An 18,583-nucleotide genomic window follows, 5' to 3' on the forward strand; every position below is an offset into this window, starting at 1 on the left:
CGCCCGTCCAAAAAGGACGGGCGGGACGCCCATCCCACTTTCCTTGTGGAAGTTATTTAATTCTCATTCCCAACCGAGGACTAAAGTCCGATGCTGCGAACCTATTTGGAGTGACTATCGCTGTCTTCTTCGTCTTCTTCCCTAATATCCTGGAAAATATGCCAAACCAAGCAAACAATACCAATCCAAAATCCTGAAACTGGATCTAACCACGAGATTAAATTGACGATGCCAAACTCGGTCAATTGTCCAGCAACGCAGGTGAATTTGTGATTTTTTACAATATCTTTGAACTTCATGGCGGTATTCCTAAATGTCATAATCTACAAATAACCGCATACCAGGGGCAGCATCCAGAGCAAAACAGTGCAGATTGAACTGCACCGATCTGCACTAGGATTTTTCCCTAGCTATTCACTAAACTATGAATAGTTGCAATCTCTCCACTTACCACCGATGAGCAAAACTGCCAATTCCAGCACCATAGGACTTACTCCAGAAGGATTAGAGAAAGTTCTCGAAAGAATGGCCCAATTGCCCAGGCCTGAAAAACCGGATAAGAAAGGTTGGACTCACGGGGATTTGGCAGAAAAGTCAGGGGTGAGTATTGACACGGTTAAGCGGTTTCTTAAAAAAGAGCGAATTAGGAGAGACTGTATTACTTGGCTCGCCCAAGCTTTAAATTTAGAAATACCCGAAATTGTCGATCGCCACGAATGGAGCCCACCCTCACCGCCAGCAACCCAAATTGACTGGCGCGAAACCTGTCGCGTCGCAGCCCAAACCAAGCGACAAGCAGTCAACACTTTTTTTGCTAACGATTTAGGGCGAAAAATAAACCTCGACGACATTCACGTCCCCTTGGGATTAATCGAACGCCAGCAAAAACCCCAGCGCCGCGATGATTTTTCCCCTCAAGCAGGTTCCCAAGCTTATCAGGAATCCGAAAAACTCATTCCCCTCAGTTATGACGAATTTTGCCAAAAAGTCCTCGCTAACAGTGACAGCCCTAAAAGCAAGGGCAAACGCCTTGCAGTCATCGGCGAACCGGGTGCGGGAAAAACCACTCAATTGTTCAAAATTGGCGATCGTATATTGGCGGAAACTGAATATTTGCCGGTATGGATATCCTTAGCAGAGGTGAAAAAACCTTTGTGCCAATATTTAATCGAAGATTGGCTGCGAATAGCGGCGGGAAAATTGGATGCTGCACCTGCGGAATGGGTGAAAGAATTTAATGAATTACTGAGTGAAGGAAAAATCTGGTTGCTGTTGGACGGCGCGGATGAAATGGGAATAGCGGATTCCCTGGGAACTCTATCGCCACAGTTGAGAGAACGGGTATTCGATAAAGTACGAATAGTAATCAGTTGCCGCCTGAATATTTGGGAGGCTACGGGGAATTCCCTGTCTGATTTTGATACTTATAGAATGCTCGATTTCAGCTATGGAGACGGCGAGAATTGCGATCGGGTGAAATTGTTTATCGATCGATGGTTTACCCCCCTTAATCCCCCCTTGCCAAGGGGGGAAACTGGCCCGATTCCTAATCTCTTACCAAGGGTGGAAACTACTTCCATTCCTGCTCCCCCCCTTACCAAGGGGGGGCTGGGGGGGGTTCTAGGCGCAAAAGAAACTACCTCAATTCCTGCTCCCCCCCTGGGTAAGGGGAAGCTGGGGGCGAATCTCCGCGCCGCCTTAGACGAACCGGGAAAAGAGCGAATCAAAGATTTAGTACGCAATCCCCTGCGGTTATTCCTGCTGTGTTTAACTTGGGAATTCGGACAGCAAAAATTACCGGATACTAAAGCCGAACTTTATGAGGTATTTGTCGCAGCGCTTTATGATTTCAAAAAACAAGCTTTCCCGACAACAGCAGCACAGAGAACAAACTTAAATGCTGCCTTGGGAAAGTTGGCACTGACAGCAATTGAAGCTGGATATAAATCGATATTGCCCGATGAGTTTGTGAGCATAAACCTGGCGAAACCGCATCCTGAGTTATTTGAAAAAGCTATTGAATTAGGTTGGCTGAATCGAGTCGGAGTTGATGCCCACAACCCGCTGAAATCTGTTTATGCTTTCTATCATCCTTCTTTTCAGGAATATTTTGCAGCGTGCGAGATTGAGGATTGGCACTTTTTCTTGAATCATGTGCCGGAGAATCCGCAGCAGGGGATTTATCGGATTTTCGAGCGGCAGTGGAAAGAGGTGATGTTGTTGTGGATGGGGCGAAAGGAGGTGGATAGGGAGGAGAAGGAAGCTTTTATTAAGGCCTTGGTGGAATTTAAGGATGGAGTTGAACATGAATTTTATGGTTATCGAGCTTATTTTCTAGCTGCTGTATTAATTGATGAGTTTAAGGAGTGTTCTTTGGCTGATGCGATCGTTGCACAAATTGTCAAATGGGGATTCGGATATTTCAATATTGAAAAGCAGGAGTGGAGGACATTTATAGCTCCAATTGAAGAAGGAGCAAAAGCAGTATTGCCAGAGAGCGATCGGACAAGAGCGATCGCAGCTTTAACTAAATTAATCCGCACATCTGAGGCTGAAGATATCCGGTGGCAGGCAGCAGATAGGTTAGGTAAAATAGACCAAGGCAACCCAGATTCTATCGCCGCTTTAACTAAATTAATTCGCACCTCTGAGAATGAAGATATCCGGGGGCAGGCAGCAGATAGCTTAGGGGAAATAGACAAAGGGAACCCAGATGCTCTCGCCGCTTTAACTGAGTTAATCTGCACCTCTGAGAATGAAGATCTCGGGTGGCGGGGAGTAACAATATTACGAGAAATAAGCAAGCTCATACAAGGTAACTTCACCATTTTTGATGTTATTAAGTTGTTATGCGCCAGTACAGATGAATCTATCTGGCCGCAGGGAGCAGATAGCTTATGGAAAATAGACGAAGACAATCCAGATAATATCGCCGCTTTAATTGAGTTAATCCGCACCTCTGGGGATGAAGATATCCGCCGGTATCAGGCAGTAGTAATCTTAGGAAAAATAGGCAAAGGCAACGCAGATGCGATCGCCGCTTTAACTGAGTTAATCCGTACCTCTGAGAAAGAATCTACCCCGAAGCAAGCAGCAGATAGTTTAAAGAAAATTTTGACAGAAACTCAGCAAATGACACGAGTTGTCACTGCCTTAAAAGATTGCCTATCCGATGAGACTTACGAAAATGACTTTGACAGATACAACAATTCCTACAAAGTCATCTGGCACTGTGCCCAAAATCTCCCTTACCCCACCTTCTATCACGCATGGCACCATCCACCCACCACACCCCATCCTGAAGTTCCCGATTGGCAAACTTTCCCCCAAGACATTGCCAGAGAAATCAATAATCAAGCCGAATTATCCAATCAAATCCAACTCCTGTGCATCGACTGCAAAAAATTCATCAACCCCGACAACCCCGCCGCCAAGATTTACACCGAAATGCTGAAACAAGGCTGTCCCAAAAGTGAGGATGGCACACCGAAAACAATGGCAGATTTACAAACTTATTGGGATTTGCTGCTGATGGATAGCGAGAAATCTTTCATCTTAGTATTCTACAACTCGCGGGGGGAAGAGGCGACTGGATTTAGCGAGACATTTGTCAATGATTTAAGCAAGTTTGACGGCAATATTGCTATTGTTAGCGAGAATAACGTACATTCGCTGGCAGCTTTTTCACTCAGTCAATCTGATTTGATTGGAGCGATTGTGCGGTGGATTTGCCAAGTTGTATGGGAAAGTTAATCGATGCTGATTGCCTGTTCCTATTTTTTTCATAAGAGCAAGATTGGCTCATCTGATCTGGTTTAATACCAATTTTCAAAAGTATTGCTACACTTTTCAATCCCATACAAATTATCTTTCATTCGTCGAGTCCCCCGCCGGACACGGCAGTGCCGTTTCCCTACAGATAATTTCCTATAATTCAATAGGATTTACCTGTCGCCCTTGGGATCTTCAGGCCCGGGGGGTATGTCTCCTTTTTTTTTGGCTTCCAACACCGCTGTTTCAACGATAAAAGCTATCAAGCTGGCTGTGGGTCTACCTTGCCGATCGGCCCACTGCTCTAAAGATTCATAGATGTAGTCGGGGAGTGTGATGTGAACGCGCTTGCTCACTGTCAATATTTGCCTTGTGCTAACGCTCCCAATCATACAAGTTTACGCCGAACGTGGTGCGATAACGCTATTTTAGTAATTTTTTGCTACCAATGAGGGCCTTTTGTGCAATAATTTTTACAGCACACTACAGGTGCAAAGTCAAAAGCCAGTCCGATGCTTTCCGAGGGCTCAGGACTGGCTATGGCTCCAATTTACAAAGGAGATACATCTATTATGCGGTATGAAAAACGTCTCAAACCGTGGATCGTTGTTCGTTTGCTTCCGAATCTGCAAAGGGTCGTTGTGGGTCGCTTTCGCAGTTGGTCAGATGCAGAGGGTCACTTGCGAGTTCTCAAACAACTGCTTCCCGGTGCTCGATTGACTCTTGTTTTCGATCCGATCGATTAATTTTGGTGGCGACTGTCTGAAAGTACGCGCGGCGAAGCTATCCCATTCTTAATCGCCCGAATGTTTGATTCGGGCGATCGCATTTTTTGGCAATGTTAGACTGGACGCAAGATATGAATTGAATTGGGTAAAAAACCGTGACAGCTAGTCTACAAGTAACAGAACAGCCAACAGCACAGCGATACTTTACTCCAGAAGAATATCTAGCTCTGGAAGAAACAGCAGAGTCTAAAAGTGAATATTGCGACGGAGTAATTATTCCCATGACAGGTGCAAGTACAAATCACAATCACATTTCCCTGAATATGAGTATAGCATTACGTCTTGCTCTTAAGGGACTTGATTATAATGTTTTCATGGGTGACGTGCGCCTGTCGATGCCGAAAAAGCGATTTTATACTTATCCCGATGTGATGGTAATTTTAGGGAAACCTGAGTATTACAACAATCGCAAAGATACGGTCATAAATCCTCAAGTTATTATTGAAGTTTTATCAAAATCTACCAAAAGTTACGATCGCAGCGATAAGTTTCAGTTTTATCAAACGCTGCCGACCTTTCAAGAGTATATTCTAATTGACCAATCGCGAATTTATGTAGAGCAGTATTGCAAGTTGGCAAACAAGCGATGGTCGTACAGTCAGTACGATGAAGAGGATACAGCGCTAGTTTTTGATTTTTTTAAAGTTGAAGTACCGCTAGCAGATATCTATGAGAAGGTGGATTTTGAGGCGGAAAATGAGCCAGAAGATAGCGCGGAAGAATAAGGCCGATCGCACTTGGTTTGAAAAGGGCGATCGTCATATTGTTTCCGGTAGCATCGGAATGATATAGAGGACACGGCAGTGCCGTGTCCCTACAATTAATGGAGGTAGGGACACGGCACTGCCGTGTCCTGACTGTGAGTAATATTAATTCCGATGCTACCGGAGTTGATATTACTAAGTAAGGTGGGCAAATGCCCACCCTACAACTAACTACGCGCCGACAGATTCCTTCGCTGCGTAAAGAACCTCAACGGTAATCTTATCAATCCCCCGATCGCGCGCAAACTTCTCAGTATTCCGCTTCACCTTACCCCGCACAAAACCAGGGATTTTGTTCAATTCTGCCTGTCCCTCCTTCGTCCAACCCATATCAGACTCAGCCGAAATTCCCTTCGTAATCACTTCCTTAGTATCGTGGCCGCCGAAGATTTCCAGCAAGTGGTCTTCCATTCCCAAAGTAAAGGAATTGTAGACCAAATCTACGCACTGATTCGTGCCTTCATAACCCAAAAATGGCTTGTAGCCGATCGGGAAATTTTGGACGTGAATCGGTGCAGCAATTACGCCGCAGGGAATATCCAACCGCTTACCTACGTGGCGTTCCATTTGCGTGCCGAAAATCGCCGAAGGTTCCGCTTTGGCGATCGCATCTCCAATCGCCCCGTGATCCTCCGTAACGAGCACTTCATCGCAATACTCGCTGACCTGTTCCCGGAACCAGTCAGCGTCGTGTTTACAGTAGGTTCCAGCCCACACAACGTGGATTCCCATCTCGCGAGCCAAAATCTTCGTCATCGCCGCAGCGTGGGTATTATCGCCAAATACGACGGCTTTTTTGCCGGTTAAGTTTTGGCAGTCGATCGATCGCGAAAACCAAGCAGCCTGCGACACAAACCGCGTTTGTTGGTCAATAAAATTTTCGTAATCAACATCCGCACCTTGAGCATTCAACACTTGCTGAATCTTGCGGATACAGCGCGCAGTTTCCACCACACCCATCGGCGTAATATCCACCATCGGCGTGCCGAATTCTTTTTGCAAATACTCCCCGGTCATCATCCCCAATTCCCGATAAGGAACCAAGTTAAACCAAGCGCGGGGCAGTCTTTTTAAGTTGTGAACCGAAGCACCTTCGGGAATAACTTCGTTGACTTCAATGCCCAAATCTGCCATCAAACGCTTCAACTCGGTGCAGTCGTGCTGGTTGTGGAAACCCAGGGTAGACATACCGATAATGTTGACAGATGGTTTTTCGCTTTTGGCTTCTACTAAATCGCCTTTTTTGCGGGCTTTGTTAATGTAAAATTGGACGATTTGATCCAAAGTGCGATCGGCTGCTTGCAGTTCGTTGACGCGGTAATGGTTAACATCCGCCAGCAATACATCGCCTTTAGCATCCAATTGAGCTCTCTCCACGAAGTTTTCCAAGTCTTCTTGCAGAATGCTGGAGGTGCAAGTCGGGGTGAGCACGATTAAATCTGGGTGTTCTTCTCTGTCTTTGCGGGTGATGTTGTCCACCACCCGTTCCTGCGATCCCCGGGCCAGTACGTGTCTGTCAACGACGCTGGTAGTTACCGGGGTGAAATCCCGTTCCCTCTCCAGCATGGAACGCATGACGTTAAAATAGTCGTCTCCAATCGGTGCGTGCATGATTGCATGGACGTTTTTGAAGGAAGTGGCCACGCGCAAAGTGCCGATGTGGGCTGGGCCTGCGTACATCCAATAAGCCAATTTCATAGGTATTTTTCCTGCTGCTGGTTGAGAAGTGCCCGATCGGGCGATTACTGCTAAATTTTAAGGTTGTTTCTGATTTTCTCACCGGATGAATCCTTTAGAAATAGTAACTTTCTGAGGATTTACAGATTTCGGAAATGCTCAAACGCCTTTCCTGCTTGGGATTTGGCTCGTAATTCCAACAAATTGAGCTTGCTTTTATGGCAATAATTCTTAATCTTTCCTAAAATTTTCTTCAGAGCTAGGCAAATTCTCTCGCCCTAGGGTTCGCTGTGGCGAACCAGACAAGGTGCAATAATTCTACATTTTTTGTCAAATTTAGTGGACTCTAACGGTCAGTTAGACTTGTTAATCGATCGCCCAAACAGATATAATTGAGAGAAATTACGGCTCCCGAAGCAACACTGCACGATCGGCCAAACGCCATTACACCAGTTTAAAAAAAGAATGCAACTCTCTGCCCGCGCTCCCAACCCTGATAATCATCAGTCATTCTCCATTCTTCAATTCTTTAATCTAAAATCTTAAATCTAAAATAGTATTACTTCCCTCAGCGCCTCGGCCGCGAATTGCAGTTAAAACTTGCACCGCTCAGTTTTTTTAGAACCAGCAATTCGCGCCTTGTCACCGGAAAAAATAAATCTTGCAGCACTTACGTATTTTCACGTAATGTGGTGGCGATCGGCTAAAATCAAGCAATTCCTTGGAAGCTGAAATAATTTATTTGTCCGGATGGCGATCGAGCCTCAGAGTAAATTGTGGCACAAATCCTGTATTTGCGCTCTTGTTAACCTAACTGCTAAGGTGACGAAAGCCCCAGCGCGCTTTAGTCAGCAGCAGCTCTTTGCTGTCAAGACGTGCCTTCCCACACATCCCAAAAGATAGCTCTTGAGTGATAATGAAGAATAACATAGGATTTACGAAAAAAAACCCGGTTTATACGATAAAATCTTGGGTTCGTCAACGACTAGCAACGAAGTCAGCGGGTTTCTAGCCCCCCGCGCGTAAGTCCTATAAAATTGACCCAGCACACCTAATTTGAGAGAACCCAACTATGATGGCAATTCCCGGCGTTGCAGTTCTCGCTCTCATTTATGAAAGCAGCACTTCCCTGGTTTACCGCGGCCACAACGAGCAGGACAACCAACCTGTTATTATCAAACTTATCAAAGAAGACTATCCGACTCCTGAAGAACTGAATAGATACAAGCGCGAATATGAGATTACTGCCAACTTAAGCCTGCTGGACGGAGTTGTTAAAGTATACAAGTTGCAGCAGGTTAGAAATAGTCTGGCAATGATATTAGAAGATTTTGGGGGCGAATCTTTAAAAATTTTTAGGGCTTCTCAAAAATTTACCACTTTAGGATTTCTGACTACTGCCATCAAAGTTGCTGAAACTTTGGGAGAAATTCACGGAAAAAATGTAATTCATAAAGATATAAACCCCTCTAATATAGTTTTTAATCCAGCGACAGGACAAGTTAAACTAATAGATTTTAGCATCTCAACTGCATCCAACGTCGAAAAGGTTCCGAATAAAAATCCTAATTTTTTAGAAGGCACTTTAGCCTATATGTCGCCCGAACAAACCGGCAGAATGAACCGGGTAATCGATTACCGCACCGACTTTTATTCCCTCGGCGTCACCTTCTATGAAATCCTGGCAGGACAGCTCCCTTTTCCCACTACAGATCCTATGGAGTTAGTTCACTGTCACATCGCCAAACAGCCAGTACCTCTCGCTGAAATTGCCCCAGAAATTCCTCAAGCTGTTTCAGATATTGTGATGAAATTGTTAGCAAAAACCGCTGAGGAGCGCTATCAAAGTGCTTGGGGACTAAAAGCAGATTTGGAATCCTGCCTGTTTCAGTGGCAAACATCTGGGGTTATTTCCGAGTTTCCTCTCGCCAGCCAAGATATTTCCGACAAATTTCAAATTCCTCAAAAACTTTACGGCAGACAGCGAGAAGTTGAAACTCTTTTAGCGGCATTTGAACGGGTAGCAGCAACAAATAATCGACCCAACCGCACCGAACAGACCCAAATTTCTGTGCTCAAGAAAGAGAGCAAATCCAGAAAAGAAAGTTCCCGGTCAGTGTTCGCCAGAGGACAGCATAAATCTCGCAGCGAGATGATGCTGATTGCTGGTTATTCCGGCATTGGCAAATCTGCCATGGTGAAGATTTTAGACAAACCTATTACCCGCAGGCGCGGCTATTTTATTTGGGGAAAATTTGACCAGTACAAGCGGACTATTCCTTACTCGGCAGTTGTCAGCGCTTTTTCGGAATTGGTGCGGCAACTGTTAACTGAAAGCGAGGCTCAATTAGCAGTTTGGCGCGAAAAACTCCGCACTTCCTTCGGTCAAAACGGGCAAATTATTATTGATGTCATTCCCGAAGTTGAATTAATTGTCGGACCTCAGTCTCCTGTAGCTGAATTGGGGCCGACGGAATGTCTAAACCGCTTTAATTTAGTCTTTCAAAATTTCATTCGCGTATTTTGCCAGCCCGAACATCCGCTGGTAATTTTTCTCGACGATTTGCAGTGGGCTGATTCTGCTACTCTCAAATTGATCGAATTGATGATGACAGATGAAGCTACACAATATCTGTTTTTAATTGGCGCTTATCGGGATAATGAAGTCAGTCCCACTCATCCTTTAATGATGACTGTCGAGACGCTGCGAAATCAGGAAGCTATCATTAATCAGATTGCTTTGTCGCCGCTGGGGGTGGAAAACATAACTCATTTGATTGCCGAGACTTTGCACAGCGATCGAGAATCTGTTAAACCTTTAGCTGAACTGGTGGTCAGCAAAACAGACGGCAATCCTTTTTTTGTCAATCAATTCCTACAAACATTGTATCAGGAAAACTTGCTAGTTTTTCACCCGCCACAGTCGGGGAGCAAGGGCGGCTGGCATTGGGATATGACTCAAATTGAGCAGTGCGCTATCACTGACAATGTAGTAGATTTGATGGTCCAAAAATTGAGAAAACTGCCCAGTTCAACGCAGCAAGTTTTGCGTTTGGTGGCTTGTTTGGGCAACGAATTTGACTTGAATACTCTTTCTTTAATTAATGAGAAAGAAGCGTCGGAAACTTTTTCACAGCTGTTGCCAGCGCTCAAGTCTGGACTGATCCTACCCAGTTCGGAATTGGAAAGCAAGTCATTAGATTACGTGCTGTTTCCGCTATTAATTCTGAATTATAAATTTTTGCACGATCGGGTACAGCAAGCAGCTTACGCTCTGATCGACGACTCGCAAAAAAAGGCAGTTCACCTGAAAATAGGCAGGCAAATCCTAGAAAATACTCCGGCTGAATATCGCGCTGACAGAATCTTTGAATTAGTCGATCACTTGAATGTAGCTCGATCGCTAATTAAAGACGATCGAGAATTAATTGAATTAGCCACGCTGAATTTAGATGCGACTCGGAGAGCAAAAGACGCCACCGCTTATGTTTCAGCATTGCAGTATTTGACCGCAGGCATGGACGGTTTGACCGCCGATATTTGGGATTCCCACTACGACTTAGCCTTTGCCTTGCACATGGAGCGGGCAAATGTTGAGTATTTAAACGGTTATTTCGATAACTCAGAAGAATTTATTAATATAACTTTGGAAAAAGCGCGATCGTCCTTAGAAAAGGTAGAAATTTACAACCTGCTGATCGTGCAGTACACCCTGCGGGCGAAGTATGAAGAAGCCGTTAAAGCCGGAATCAAAGCTTTGAACTTGCTCGGAATTGACTTGCCGCTAGACGGGCTACAAAAAGTCATATCCGAAGAATTTGCAGCAGCCACAAATTTTTTAGCGGGTAGAGAAATAGCTTCCCTGATTGACGCCCCCGAAATGACTGTACCAGACAAAAAAGTGGCAGTCACATTAATTACAAATTTGCTGACATCAGCGTACCTCAAAAATCCAGATTTGTGGAAAGTCAGCGTTTTAAAAGGAGTCAATCTTTCTCTCAAATACGGTTTAGTACCCGAAGCATCTCTTTGCTATGCTGGCTACGGTATGTTCTTAAACGCAGTTTCTGGAGATTACAAAGCTGCGTATCAATTCGGCTTGCTCTCGCTGAATCTCAGCGAAAAATCGGGCAATATCGGCTTGAAGTGCAGAGCTTGTTCATCTCTGGTCAGTATGTTTTATTACTGGTTCAACCACATCAAAGATTCTCACGCAATCAGCAATGAAGGATATCAAGCAGCTTTAGAATCCGGAGATTTAGAGTATGCGGGTTATATCCTATCCAACCGCATAGCTAACTCATTTTTTCAAGGTAAAGAAATCTCGCAAATTATGGCCGACACGAGCAGGTATTTGCAGTTCAGCCAAAAAACAAAAAATCAGCTCGTAACCGATATATTATTAGGGGTAGAGTTAATCCTGCGCAACCTGAGCAAACTCACTCTTGAAAAGTTTGTATTTGAAAGCGAAGATATCAGCGAAGCTGAATACGTGCACAACTGTAAAGCTCATCAAAATTGGTACTCGCTCTGCCTTTATCAGATTCGCAAATGCCAGGTAATGTACTGGTACGGCAACTTCAACGAAGCACTACAACTAGCTTTGGAAGTAGAAAAACAGCTATCTTTTATTACCGGAGCGATACCCGCTACAGAATGGAATTTTTTCTTTTCTCTAGTTTTAGCCGCCGTTTTCCCAAATGTTTCAGAAGACCAGCAAAAGCTCTACTTGGAAAAGTTAGAAGCCAACCAAAAACAGATGAAAATTTGGGCAGACAACTGTGCCGAAAATTTTCTGCACAAGTACCTTTTAGTACAAGCAGAAATAGCCAGAATTTCCAAGAAAGATTCAGAAGCTGTAGAACTGTACGATTTCGCTATAAATTTAGCCCAAGACAATGAGTTTGTCCAAAATGAAGCGCTGGCCAATGAACTAGCAGCTAAGTTTTGGTTGAGTAAAGGCAAGTATCAATATGCTAAAATCCACTTGCGCGAAGCTCACTCGTGCTACTTGCGCTGGGGTGCAGTCCGCAAAGTAGAAGATTTAGAACAGAAGTATCCGCAGTTGCGGGAAATGACGCCGATCAACGGAAGTTTTAAAAACAATCAAACTACAACAACTATTCATAGTTCTACGGGCAGCGATGCGAGAGTGCTGGATTTAGCAACGGTCATGAAAGCATCTCTGGCGATTTCTAGCGAAATTGTCCTCGATAAGTTGCTGGCTTCTTTGATGAGAATATCCTTGGAAAATGCGGGTGCTCAATTAGGTTTTTTGATCTTAGTCAGAGATGGTCAACTGTTGATTTTAGCTAAAGCGTCAGTATTTGCTGAAGATGTAGCCGTGCTGCAATTTACGCCTGTTGAAGGCTATCAGGATTTACCTGTGACGGTTATTAATTATGTGGAAAGGACTCGCTCGGATTTGGTGTTGAGCAATGCGGCGGCTGAGGGACTATTTACAGCCGATCCTTACGTTGCCAAACATCAACTCCAATCTATTTTGTGTACTCCTATCATCAATCAAGGCAAACTGATCGGCATTCTTTATTTAGAAAACAATTTAACTGTCGGGGCATTTACTCCCCAGAGATTGGAAGTTTTAAGGTTGCTTTCTTCCCAAGTTGCTATTTCTTTGGAAAATGCTCTGCTTTACAATTCGGTGGAACAGAAAGTGCAAGAGCGGACGCAGGAGTTAAATGAAAAGAACGAGCGTTTAGAACAAACTTTGCGCGAGCTGAAACTAACTCAAGCTCAATTAATCCAAACGGAAAAAATGTCTAGTTTGGGGCAAATGGTGGCTGGTGTAGCTCACGAAATTAATAATCCTGTAAGTTTTATCTACGGCAATCTAAATCCGGCTAGCGAATACGTTAGAGACTTGCTAAAATTGATTGAGCTTTACCAGGAGCACTATCCGGAACCTGCTGATGAAATCCTGGAGGAAATAGAAACAATTGAGCTGGAATTTTTGAGCGAAGATTTGCAAAAGCTGCTGGATTCTATGAAAGTAGGAGCGGAAAGAATCCGGGATATTGTGCTGAGCTTGCGGAATTTCTCGCGCCTCGATGAAGCGCAAATGAAGTCGGTAGATATCCATCATGGCATCGACAGTACGGTGATGTTGCTGCAACCGCGCCTGAGAAAAGAGGGCGGGCGTTTGGGAATTGAGGTGATAAAAAATTACAGCACGCTACCACTAATTACTTGTTATGCGTCTCAGTTGAATCAGGTATTTATGAATATTTTGACAAATGCGATCGATGCTCTCCTCGTAGCAAGAGATTGCCCGGAAAACTCTCAGAAACAGCCTACTATTACAATTTCTACAGAGGTGACAGACAGGAAGTCTGCCATAATTAGAATTGCCGACAACGGGCCGGGGATGAGAACTGAGGTGCTGCACAAGATTTTCGATCCGTTTTTTACAACTAAGCCGGTGGGTTCGGGAACTGGTTTGGGATTGTCTATTTCTCACTCGATTGTTGTCAGTTCTCACGGCGGAAAATTGACGTGCGTTTCTGCACCCGGAGAGGGGTGCGAGTTTATTATTGAAATTCCGATCGCCCCGCGGCAAGTTTTGTAATCGGCGCCGCTATCAACCAAAATTCCCAAATCAATTAGAGGTAGCAATCATTAACAATCCTGCCACGCCTTGCGTTTACTAAACTTTGAATTCGCAATTCAAGCTCGGCGAAAACTCTGCCGCAAAGTCTATCGCTCGGGTTTCGACAAAAGGGCGATCGTCCTTTTGGAGGCGCACTGAGCAGTTTTTATCACGGGTGGCAATGCTCCGAAAAAGCATAAAAAATGTCATTCTTTTAGTTAAAAAAGTTAAATATTGTGTGTATAAAGATGATGGAAATGTAGAGTATATCCCACTAAAAGAAAAGTAATTTTCGAGCATGAACATACGTCACTTCGGCAAAACTAAGGCGCTCCGATTGCAGCTCATACTGATCGTGCCATTTGTTTTGCAAATCTTTGGAGCGGTCGGTCTGGTGGGATATTTGTCGTTCAAAAATGGACAGAAAGCGGTAAACGACCTGGCGGATCGGTTGATGGATCGAACCAGCAGTACGGTGAATCAACATCTGAATGCTTATTTATCTATTCCGCATCAAGTGATTCGGATTAACGCCGATGCGATTCGGATGGGATTGCTGGATGTGCGCGATCGCCAAACCGTCGCTAAGTATTTTTGGCACCAAATGCAGACTTATGACCTGACTTACATCGGCATCGTACTGACGACTGGTTATGGGACCGGAGCCGCACGCTACGACGGCAAAACGGTCGCGATCGATGATTTGAGTGCCAAACCTGTAAACAATCTTCAAACCTACGCCACCGATGACCGCGGTAATCGTACTGGTATCGTTAGTGTCGCTAGTTGGGATACCTTTACTGAAACCTGGTACACCGAGCCCGTGAGAGCAGGTAAACCTATTTGGTCGCGGATCTATACCTGGAATAATCCCGGTCATCCTTATATTGTTGCCTCGGCGGGTCGCCCCATCTATGACACAAATAATCGCTTGCTAGGAATGGTTGGAGCCGATATCCATCTGTTGAAACTGAGCGATTTCTTACGGAATATAGATGTCAGTAGCTCAGGGCAGGTTTTCATCATGGAACGCAATGGAATGTTGATTGCTAATTCTGCGAAAGAACAGCCCTTTACCACCGTCAAAGACGAGATTCGGCGTTTGAAGGCGATCGACAGTGGCAATCCCATAGTGCAGGGAATTGCCAAACAAATCCAGCAACGCTTCAAAGGGTTTCAATCCATTTCTGGACACACCCATCTCCGACTTGATTTTCAGGGAGAACTCTACTATGTGCAAGTCACTCCCTGGCGCGACGAATATGGATTGGATTGGTTAGTGGTGGTGAGTGTGCCAGAAAGCGAGTTCATGGCACAGATTGATGCCAATACTCGCACCACAATCTTGCTCTGCTTAGCAGCATTGGGGGTAGCTTGTGGGATGGGCGTTCTCACCTCCGGCTGGATTGCGCGTCCGATTCTGCGACTGAATCGGGCGAGTGAGGCAATAACATCTGGCAACTTCGACCAACCTGTAGAAGACAGCGGTATTCAAGAACTCAACGCCCTTGCCAACTCCTTTAACCACATGGCAAGACAACTGCGCGAATCGTTTACCGCCTTAGAAAAAAGTAATGCAGAATTAGAAGACCGGGTGGAAGACCGCACCGTTGAACTCAAAAACGCTCTAAGTGAGTTGCAACGCACCCAATCACAGATAATTCAGAGCGAAAAAATGTCTAGTTTGGGGCAACTGGTTGCGGGAGTCGCCCACGAAATTAACAACCCGGTCAACTTCATTCACGGCAACCTCATCCATACACAGCAATACGCCCAAGATTTGTTAGAGTTCGTGCAGCTTTATCGACAGCACTATCCTAACCCTGCTGACGAAATTCAAATCGCAGCCGAAGAAATCGACCTGGAGTTCTTGCAAGAAGACCTGCCAAAAATGCTGTCTTCGATGAAAATGGGTACGGATCGCATCCGCCAAATTGTCCTGTCGCTACGAAACTTTTCGCGGATGGACGAAGCAGAGTTTAAGGCAGTCGATATTCATGAGGGTATTAACAGCACCCTACTGATTTTGCAACACCGCCTTAAAGATAGACCGGAACGACCGTCCATTGAGGCGATCCAAGACTACGGTTCTCTACCGCTGGTGGAATGCTACGCCGGACAACTCAATCAGGTGTTTATGAATATTCTCACCAATGCGATCGATGCTTTAGAAAATGGCAATGCTGGTCGAACGTTTCAGGATATCCAGGCAAATCCCAATCAAATTAAAATTATGACTTCGGTGGTTGATGGCCGCTGGGTGCAAATTGCGATCGCGGATAACGGGCCTGGTATGCCCCAAGACATTCAGCAACAAATATTCAATCCCTTCTTCACCACCAAACCGATTGGAAAAGGCACAGGGATGGGAATGTCTATCAGCTATCAAATTGTCACGGAAAAACATAACGGTAAACTGGAGTGCTTCTCTACTCCTGGTGAGGGAACTCAGTTTGTGATTCAAATTCCCATCCGCTAACAAGTCAGCGAAGCTATCTAACGCCCAGTATCAGCCGTTATAAAACCATTTAACTAAATGCCTGTCACATATAGTCCTGGACGCAGAAACCGAGTTTTCTAACCCCCATACTTCGTTCAAACCTTGAATAATACTTAAAAATACGATTGCTGTCGGAGCGCGGAGCTTCCTGACATATAAACTCTTAATAACAAAATCTAAACCCGTCATTTTAGTTGAGATTTTATGTTTTAACTCACATTTTAATTAAATTGATATTTTTTCAGCTTGCATTATCTTAGCAATTGGTAATTACAAAGATTTTTCCTCACTTATAGCACAAGCAGTAAACCAGAGTAAACCACACTATTTACAGGGCGATTTACTTCTCGATAGCGCGGCTTGACGGCTTGAACCAATACTATCGCACAGGCGGGACGCCCGTGCCACAATGGAGGCGGATCGATCAAATGGCGATCGCGCTTTTACATTTTTGCTCTCATCCCCGCAGATAGATTCCGGGTGCAATTCCTGTAGCAGATAGAAAATGCTTGTTGAGATGACTTTGATTGGAAAAACCGCAAGCAAGGGCAACTTCAGAAATTGACAAATCCCGGTTTTTTAGCAATTATTTCGCGCGTTAGACTCGCTGCATAATTACATATTGCCACGGGGAAACTCCCATCGATTGCTTGAATATAGAACAAAAATAATAGTGACTTAAATTCAGTTCGGCGGTAATGTTTTCTAAAGTCAATTGAGCATCGAGGTTCGATCGGATCTAGTCGATCGCGCGTTTTAACTGAAAATCGGACAAACCGCCTTTGCAGGTACGCAGAGTGGCGGGAGTGGTGCAGTAGTGGCGCAGTAGGTGAATGCCAAATAAATTGGCGATAGATTCGGTGTAAAGCCGACATAAAAATTAGGCGATACCCAGCGCATCCAGCAGTCTCCTTTGATTTGATTCGAGCCACGTTTCAAATCTCAGCGTCTCCATAACTGCATTTACTATTTGCTGACGATTTCCCTTTCCTTCAAGCAACCACCCTGTCCAGTAGACGAGCGAACTGGCGCGTTGCAACTTCCATACTGCAATTACAGCCTTCATTTCTGTCACAGTCAGGGAAGAACAGGCTCGATAACCCATACTGAAGGCTCGCACAATCTCCTCGAATCGAGGGTCCTTCCAGGGAAAGGACGCAAACTGATCCAAGCTACTGAGATAATCTAACAGCCGCAAATCGCGCGTGGCGAACTCAAAATCTAAAATCCCAACGACGCGATCGTTGTCAACAAGAATATTCGGTGTAATGTAATCCGCATGAATGGTTTGGATAGGAAGCGTTGCGTAGAGATGAGGGGCGGCTTCGATCGCCTCACTCAACAGTTGACTAACGCGCCCCTGTTCTTCCAATCCTAGACTCAAAATTTGCGCAACATTTAAGGGATCGCTCACTTGTGGATGAATCCGACCTAACGCTCCCCAAAACGGCAATCTTGCGAACTTACCCTGCGGATCAAACTTGGCAAGCTGATGATGCAACGAAGCTAAGGCAAAGCCAGCCGATTGAATTTGGTCAAGGTTTTGCCGATCCATAGCTTGTCCGACTATCCGAGGAAATAAAGCAGCGTTGAGCGATCGACCGTCAGCTTCAACTGCAATGAAAGTCTCACCAGAAGTAGTACGGATTGGTTCTGGAATCGCAAAAGAGAAATCAGTGGATTGCAAGAAGGCGAGCAATGAATGTTCGTATTGAATCTGGACAGTTTCAGTGGTTGCTGTGTAAAGTTTCAAAACAAACCGGTTGTCTGGTGTGTAAACAAAATAGGTTGCCTGACTTGAACCTTGCGCTGTCGGTTCAAACGTCGCCTCAGCCAGAAATGACCAATGATTAGAAATGACTTGTTTTACCGATTCTGATAGGCTCATCAGTCTTCCTACAGATAATTATCAAACCACTGCTCCTTGTTTTCTAAACTCAATTGAGCATCAAGATTCGATGTGTTCTATTCCCAGGCTCCCCACTCGAATAGGTGGTTGTAAACGAAATTCGGCGACGACATCTGACATATCGCGAGTCAGTTCAGCGCATTATCCATTCGATGAATGTGATGACTTGTTCGATTGAGAGTGTGAAAAGCGATGGGTGCATCTCAGTTTGGCAAATACATCAAATTGAAAGTTGACCGTTGAGATAAGCACAGCGAAGAGCAAGGATAGACGAAACGTTCTCAATCTTCCATTGCGCTCCCGATATTTTCACCCTTAATCCAATGCGTTTAATTATTGATTCAATTGTTCCCGAACCAATCGAACTTATGGATTCTTCTTTGTAGTATTGGTAATTGACTATTCGACAGCGATGGGTCTCTAAATAATTACAAAACGTTTTAAATGCTCGATCTTTAAAGTCTTTAAATAAATTTATAACTTCATCAATTTTGCCTTGCCATAACATATTTTCTACTGATTTTATTTTTTTTATTGAACCCCCTACCTTGTAGAGATTTTCTTTGA

Annotated in this window: 11 protein-coding genes and 1 pseudogene; 6 read left to right on the forward strand and 6 right to left on the reverse strand. The window is 44.6% G+C overall.

Annotation, left to right across the window (positions count from 1 at the left end; all coding sequences use genetic code 11):
- Nucleotides 1-197: hypothetical protein (locus QUB61_RS31930; protein ID WP_333190273.1), on the forward strand; the 197-nt coding region annotated here is incomplete at its 5' end.
- A 259-nt stretch (nt 198-456) separates the two neighbouring features.
- Nucleotides 457-3,753, forward strand: a complete 3,297-nt coding sequence (locus QUB61_RS31935; RefSeq protein ID WP_333133973.1) for an NACHT C-terminal alpha/beta 1 domain-containing protein — start codon at nt 457-459, stop codon at nt 3,751-3,753.
- A gap of 191 nt (nt 3,754-3,944) precedes the next feature.
- Here the strand turns inward: QUB61_RS31935 and QUB61_RS31940 are convergent, their stop codons facing one another.
- Nucleotides 3,945-4,127 (reverse strand): ribbon-helix-helix domain-containing protein, encoded by a 183-nt coding sequence (locus tag QUB61_RS31940; RefSeq protein ID WP_333133972.1) that lies wholly within the window; start codon nt 4,125-4,127, stop codon nt 3,945-3,947.
- A 183-nt stretch (nt 4,128-4,310) separates the two neighbouring features.
- Between QUB61_RS31940 and QUB61_RS31945 the strand changes: the two genes are divergently transcribed.
- Together QUB61_RS31945 and QUB61_RS31950 are read left to right on the forward strand one after the other, a co-directional pair.
- Nucleotides 4,311-4,517, forward strand: coding sequence for a hypothetical protein (locus QUB61_RS31945; RefSeq protein WP_190659208.1), 207 nt, complete (start codon nt 4,311-4,313; stop codon nt 4,515-4,517).
- Nucleotides 4,518-4,654: 137 nt separating this feature from the next.
- Nucleotides 4,655-5,284, forward strand: coding sequence for a Uma2 family endonuclease (locus QUB61_RS31950; RefSeq protein WP_333133971.1), 630 nt, complete (start codon nt 4,655-4,657; stop codon nt 5,282-5,284).
- Between the two features lie 210 nt (nt 5,285-5,494).
- Here QUB61_RS31950 and bchB read toward each other — a convergent pair whose 3' ends face one another.
- Nucleotides 5,495-7,021 carry a ferredoxin:protochlorophyllide reductase (ATP-dependent) subunit B gene (gene bchB, locus QUB61_RS31955; RefSeq protein ID WP_333133970.1) on the reverse strand — a complete coding sequence of 509 codons (1,527 nt, stop codon included), beginning with the start codon at nt 7,019-7,021 and terminating at the stop codon, nt 5,495-5,497.
- Nucleotides 7,022-8,072: 1,051 nt separating this feature from the next.
- On the opposite strand from bchB, the gene QUB61_RS31960 reads away from it, so the two are divergent.
- Both QUB61_RS31960 and QUB61_RS31965 read left to right on the forward strand, forming a co-directional pair.
- Complete coding sequence (locus tag QUB61_RS31960) at nt 8,073-13,586, forward strand: AAA family ATPase (protein ID WP_333133969.1); 5,514 nt, start codon at nt 8,073-8,075, stop codon at nt 13,584-13,586.
- 319 nt (nt 13,587-13,905) lie between these two features.
- Entirely contained in the window at nt 13,906-16,086 is a 2,181-nt protein-coding gene (locus tag QUB61_RS31965) for an ATP-binding protein (RefSeq protein ID WP_333133968.1), read from the forward strand.
- Nucleotides 16,087-16,564: 478 nt separating this feature from the next.
- Here the strand turns inward: QUB61_RS31965 and QUB61_RS40200 are convergent, their stop codons facing one another.
- From QUB61_RS40200 to QUB61_RS31975, 4 genes and pseudogenes are all read right to left on the reverse strand, one after another.
- Nucleotides 16,565-16,693 (reverse strand): helix-turn-helix domain-containing protein, encoded by a 129-nt coding sequence (locus QUB61_RS40200; protein WP_445300302.1) that lies wholly within the window; start codon nt 16,691-16,693, stop codon nt 16,565-16,567.
- A 12-nt stretch (nt 16,694-16,705) separates the two neighbouring features.
- A complete protein-coding gene (locus QUB61_RS40205) occupies nt 16,706-16,846 on the reverse strand; it encodes an AraC family transcriptional regulator (protein ID WP_445300303.1) in 141 nt (46 codons plus the stop codon).
- Between the two features lie 141 nt (nt 16,847-16,987).
- Nucleotides 16,988-17,995 carry a phosphotransferase gene (locus tag QUB61_RS31970; protein ID WP_333133967.1) on the reverse strand — a complete coding sequence of 336 codons (1,008 nt, stop codon included), beginning with the start codon at nt 17,993-17,995 and terminating at the stop codon, nt 16,988-16,990.
- 241 nt (nt 17,996-18,236) lie between these two features.
- Nucleotides 18,237-18,583, reverse strand: a pseudogene (locus QUB61_RS31975) (ISKra4 family transposase); the annotation flags it as partial.

Source organism: Microcoleus sp. C2D2 (genome assembly GCF_036702495.1).
GTDB lineage: Bacteria > Cyanobacteriota > Cyanobacteriia > Cyanobacteriales > Microcoleaceae > Microcoleus.

Bases quoted from the DNA above. Each gene is read 5' to 3' on its own strand.
- QUB61_RS31935 (WP_333133973.1), top strand. From the start codon at position 457: ATGAGCAAAACTGCCAATTCCAGCACCATAGGACTTACTCCAGAAGGA.
- QUB61_RS31945 (WP_190659208.1), top strand. From the start codon at position 4,311: ATGGCTCCAATTTACAAAGGAGATACATCTATTATGCGGTATGAAAAA.
- bchB (WP_333133970.1), bottom strand. From the start codon at position 7,021: ATGAAATTGGCTTATTGGATGTACGCAGGCCCAGCCCACATCGGCACT.
- QUB61_RS31960 (WP_333133969.1), top strand. From the start codon at position 8,073: ATGATGGCAATTCCCGGCGTTGCAGTTCTCGCTCTCATTTATGAAAGC.
- QUB61_RS31965 (WP_333133968.1), top strand. From the start codon at position 13,906: ATGAACATACGTCACTTCGGCAAAACTAAGGCGCTCCGATTGCAGCTC.
- QUB61_RS31970 (WP_333133967.1), bottom strand. From the start codon at position 17,995: ATGAGCCTATCAGAATCGGTAAAACAAGTCATTTCTAATCATTGGTCA.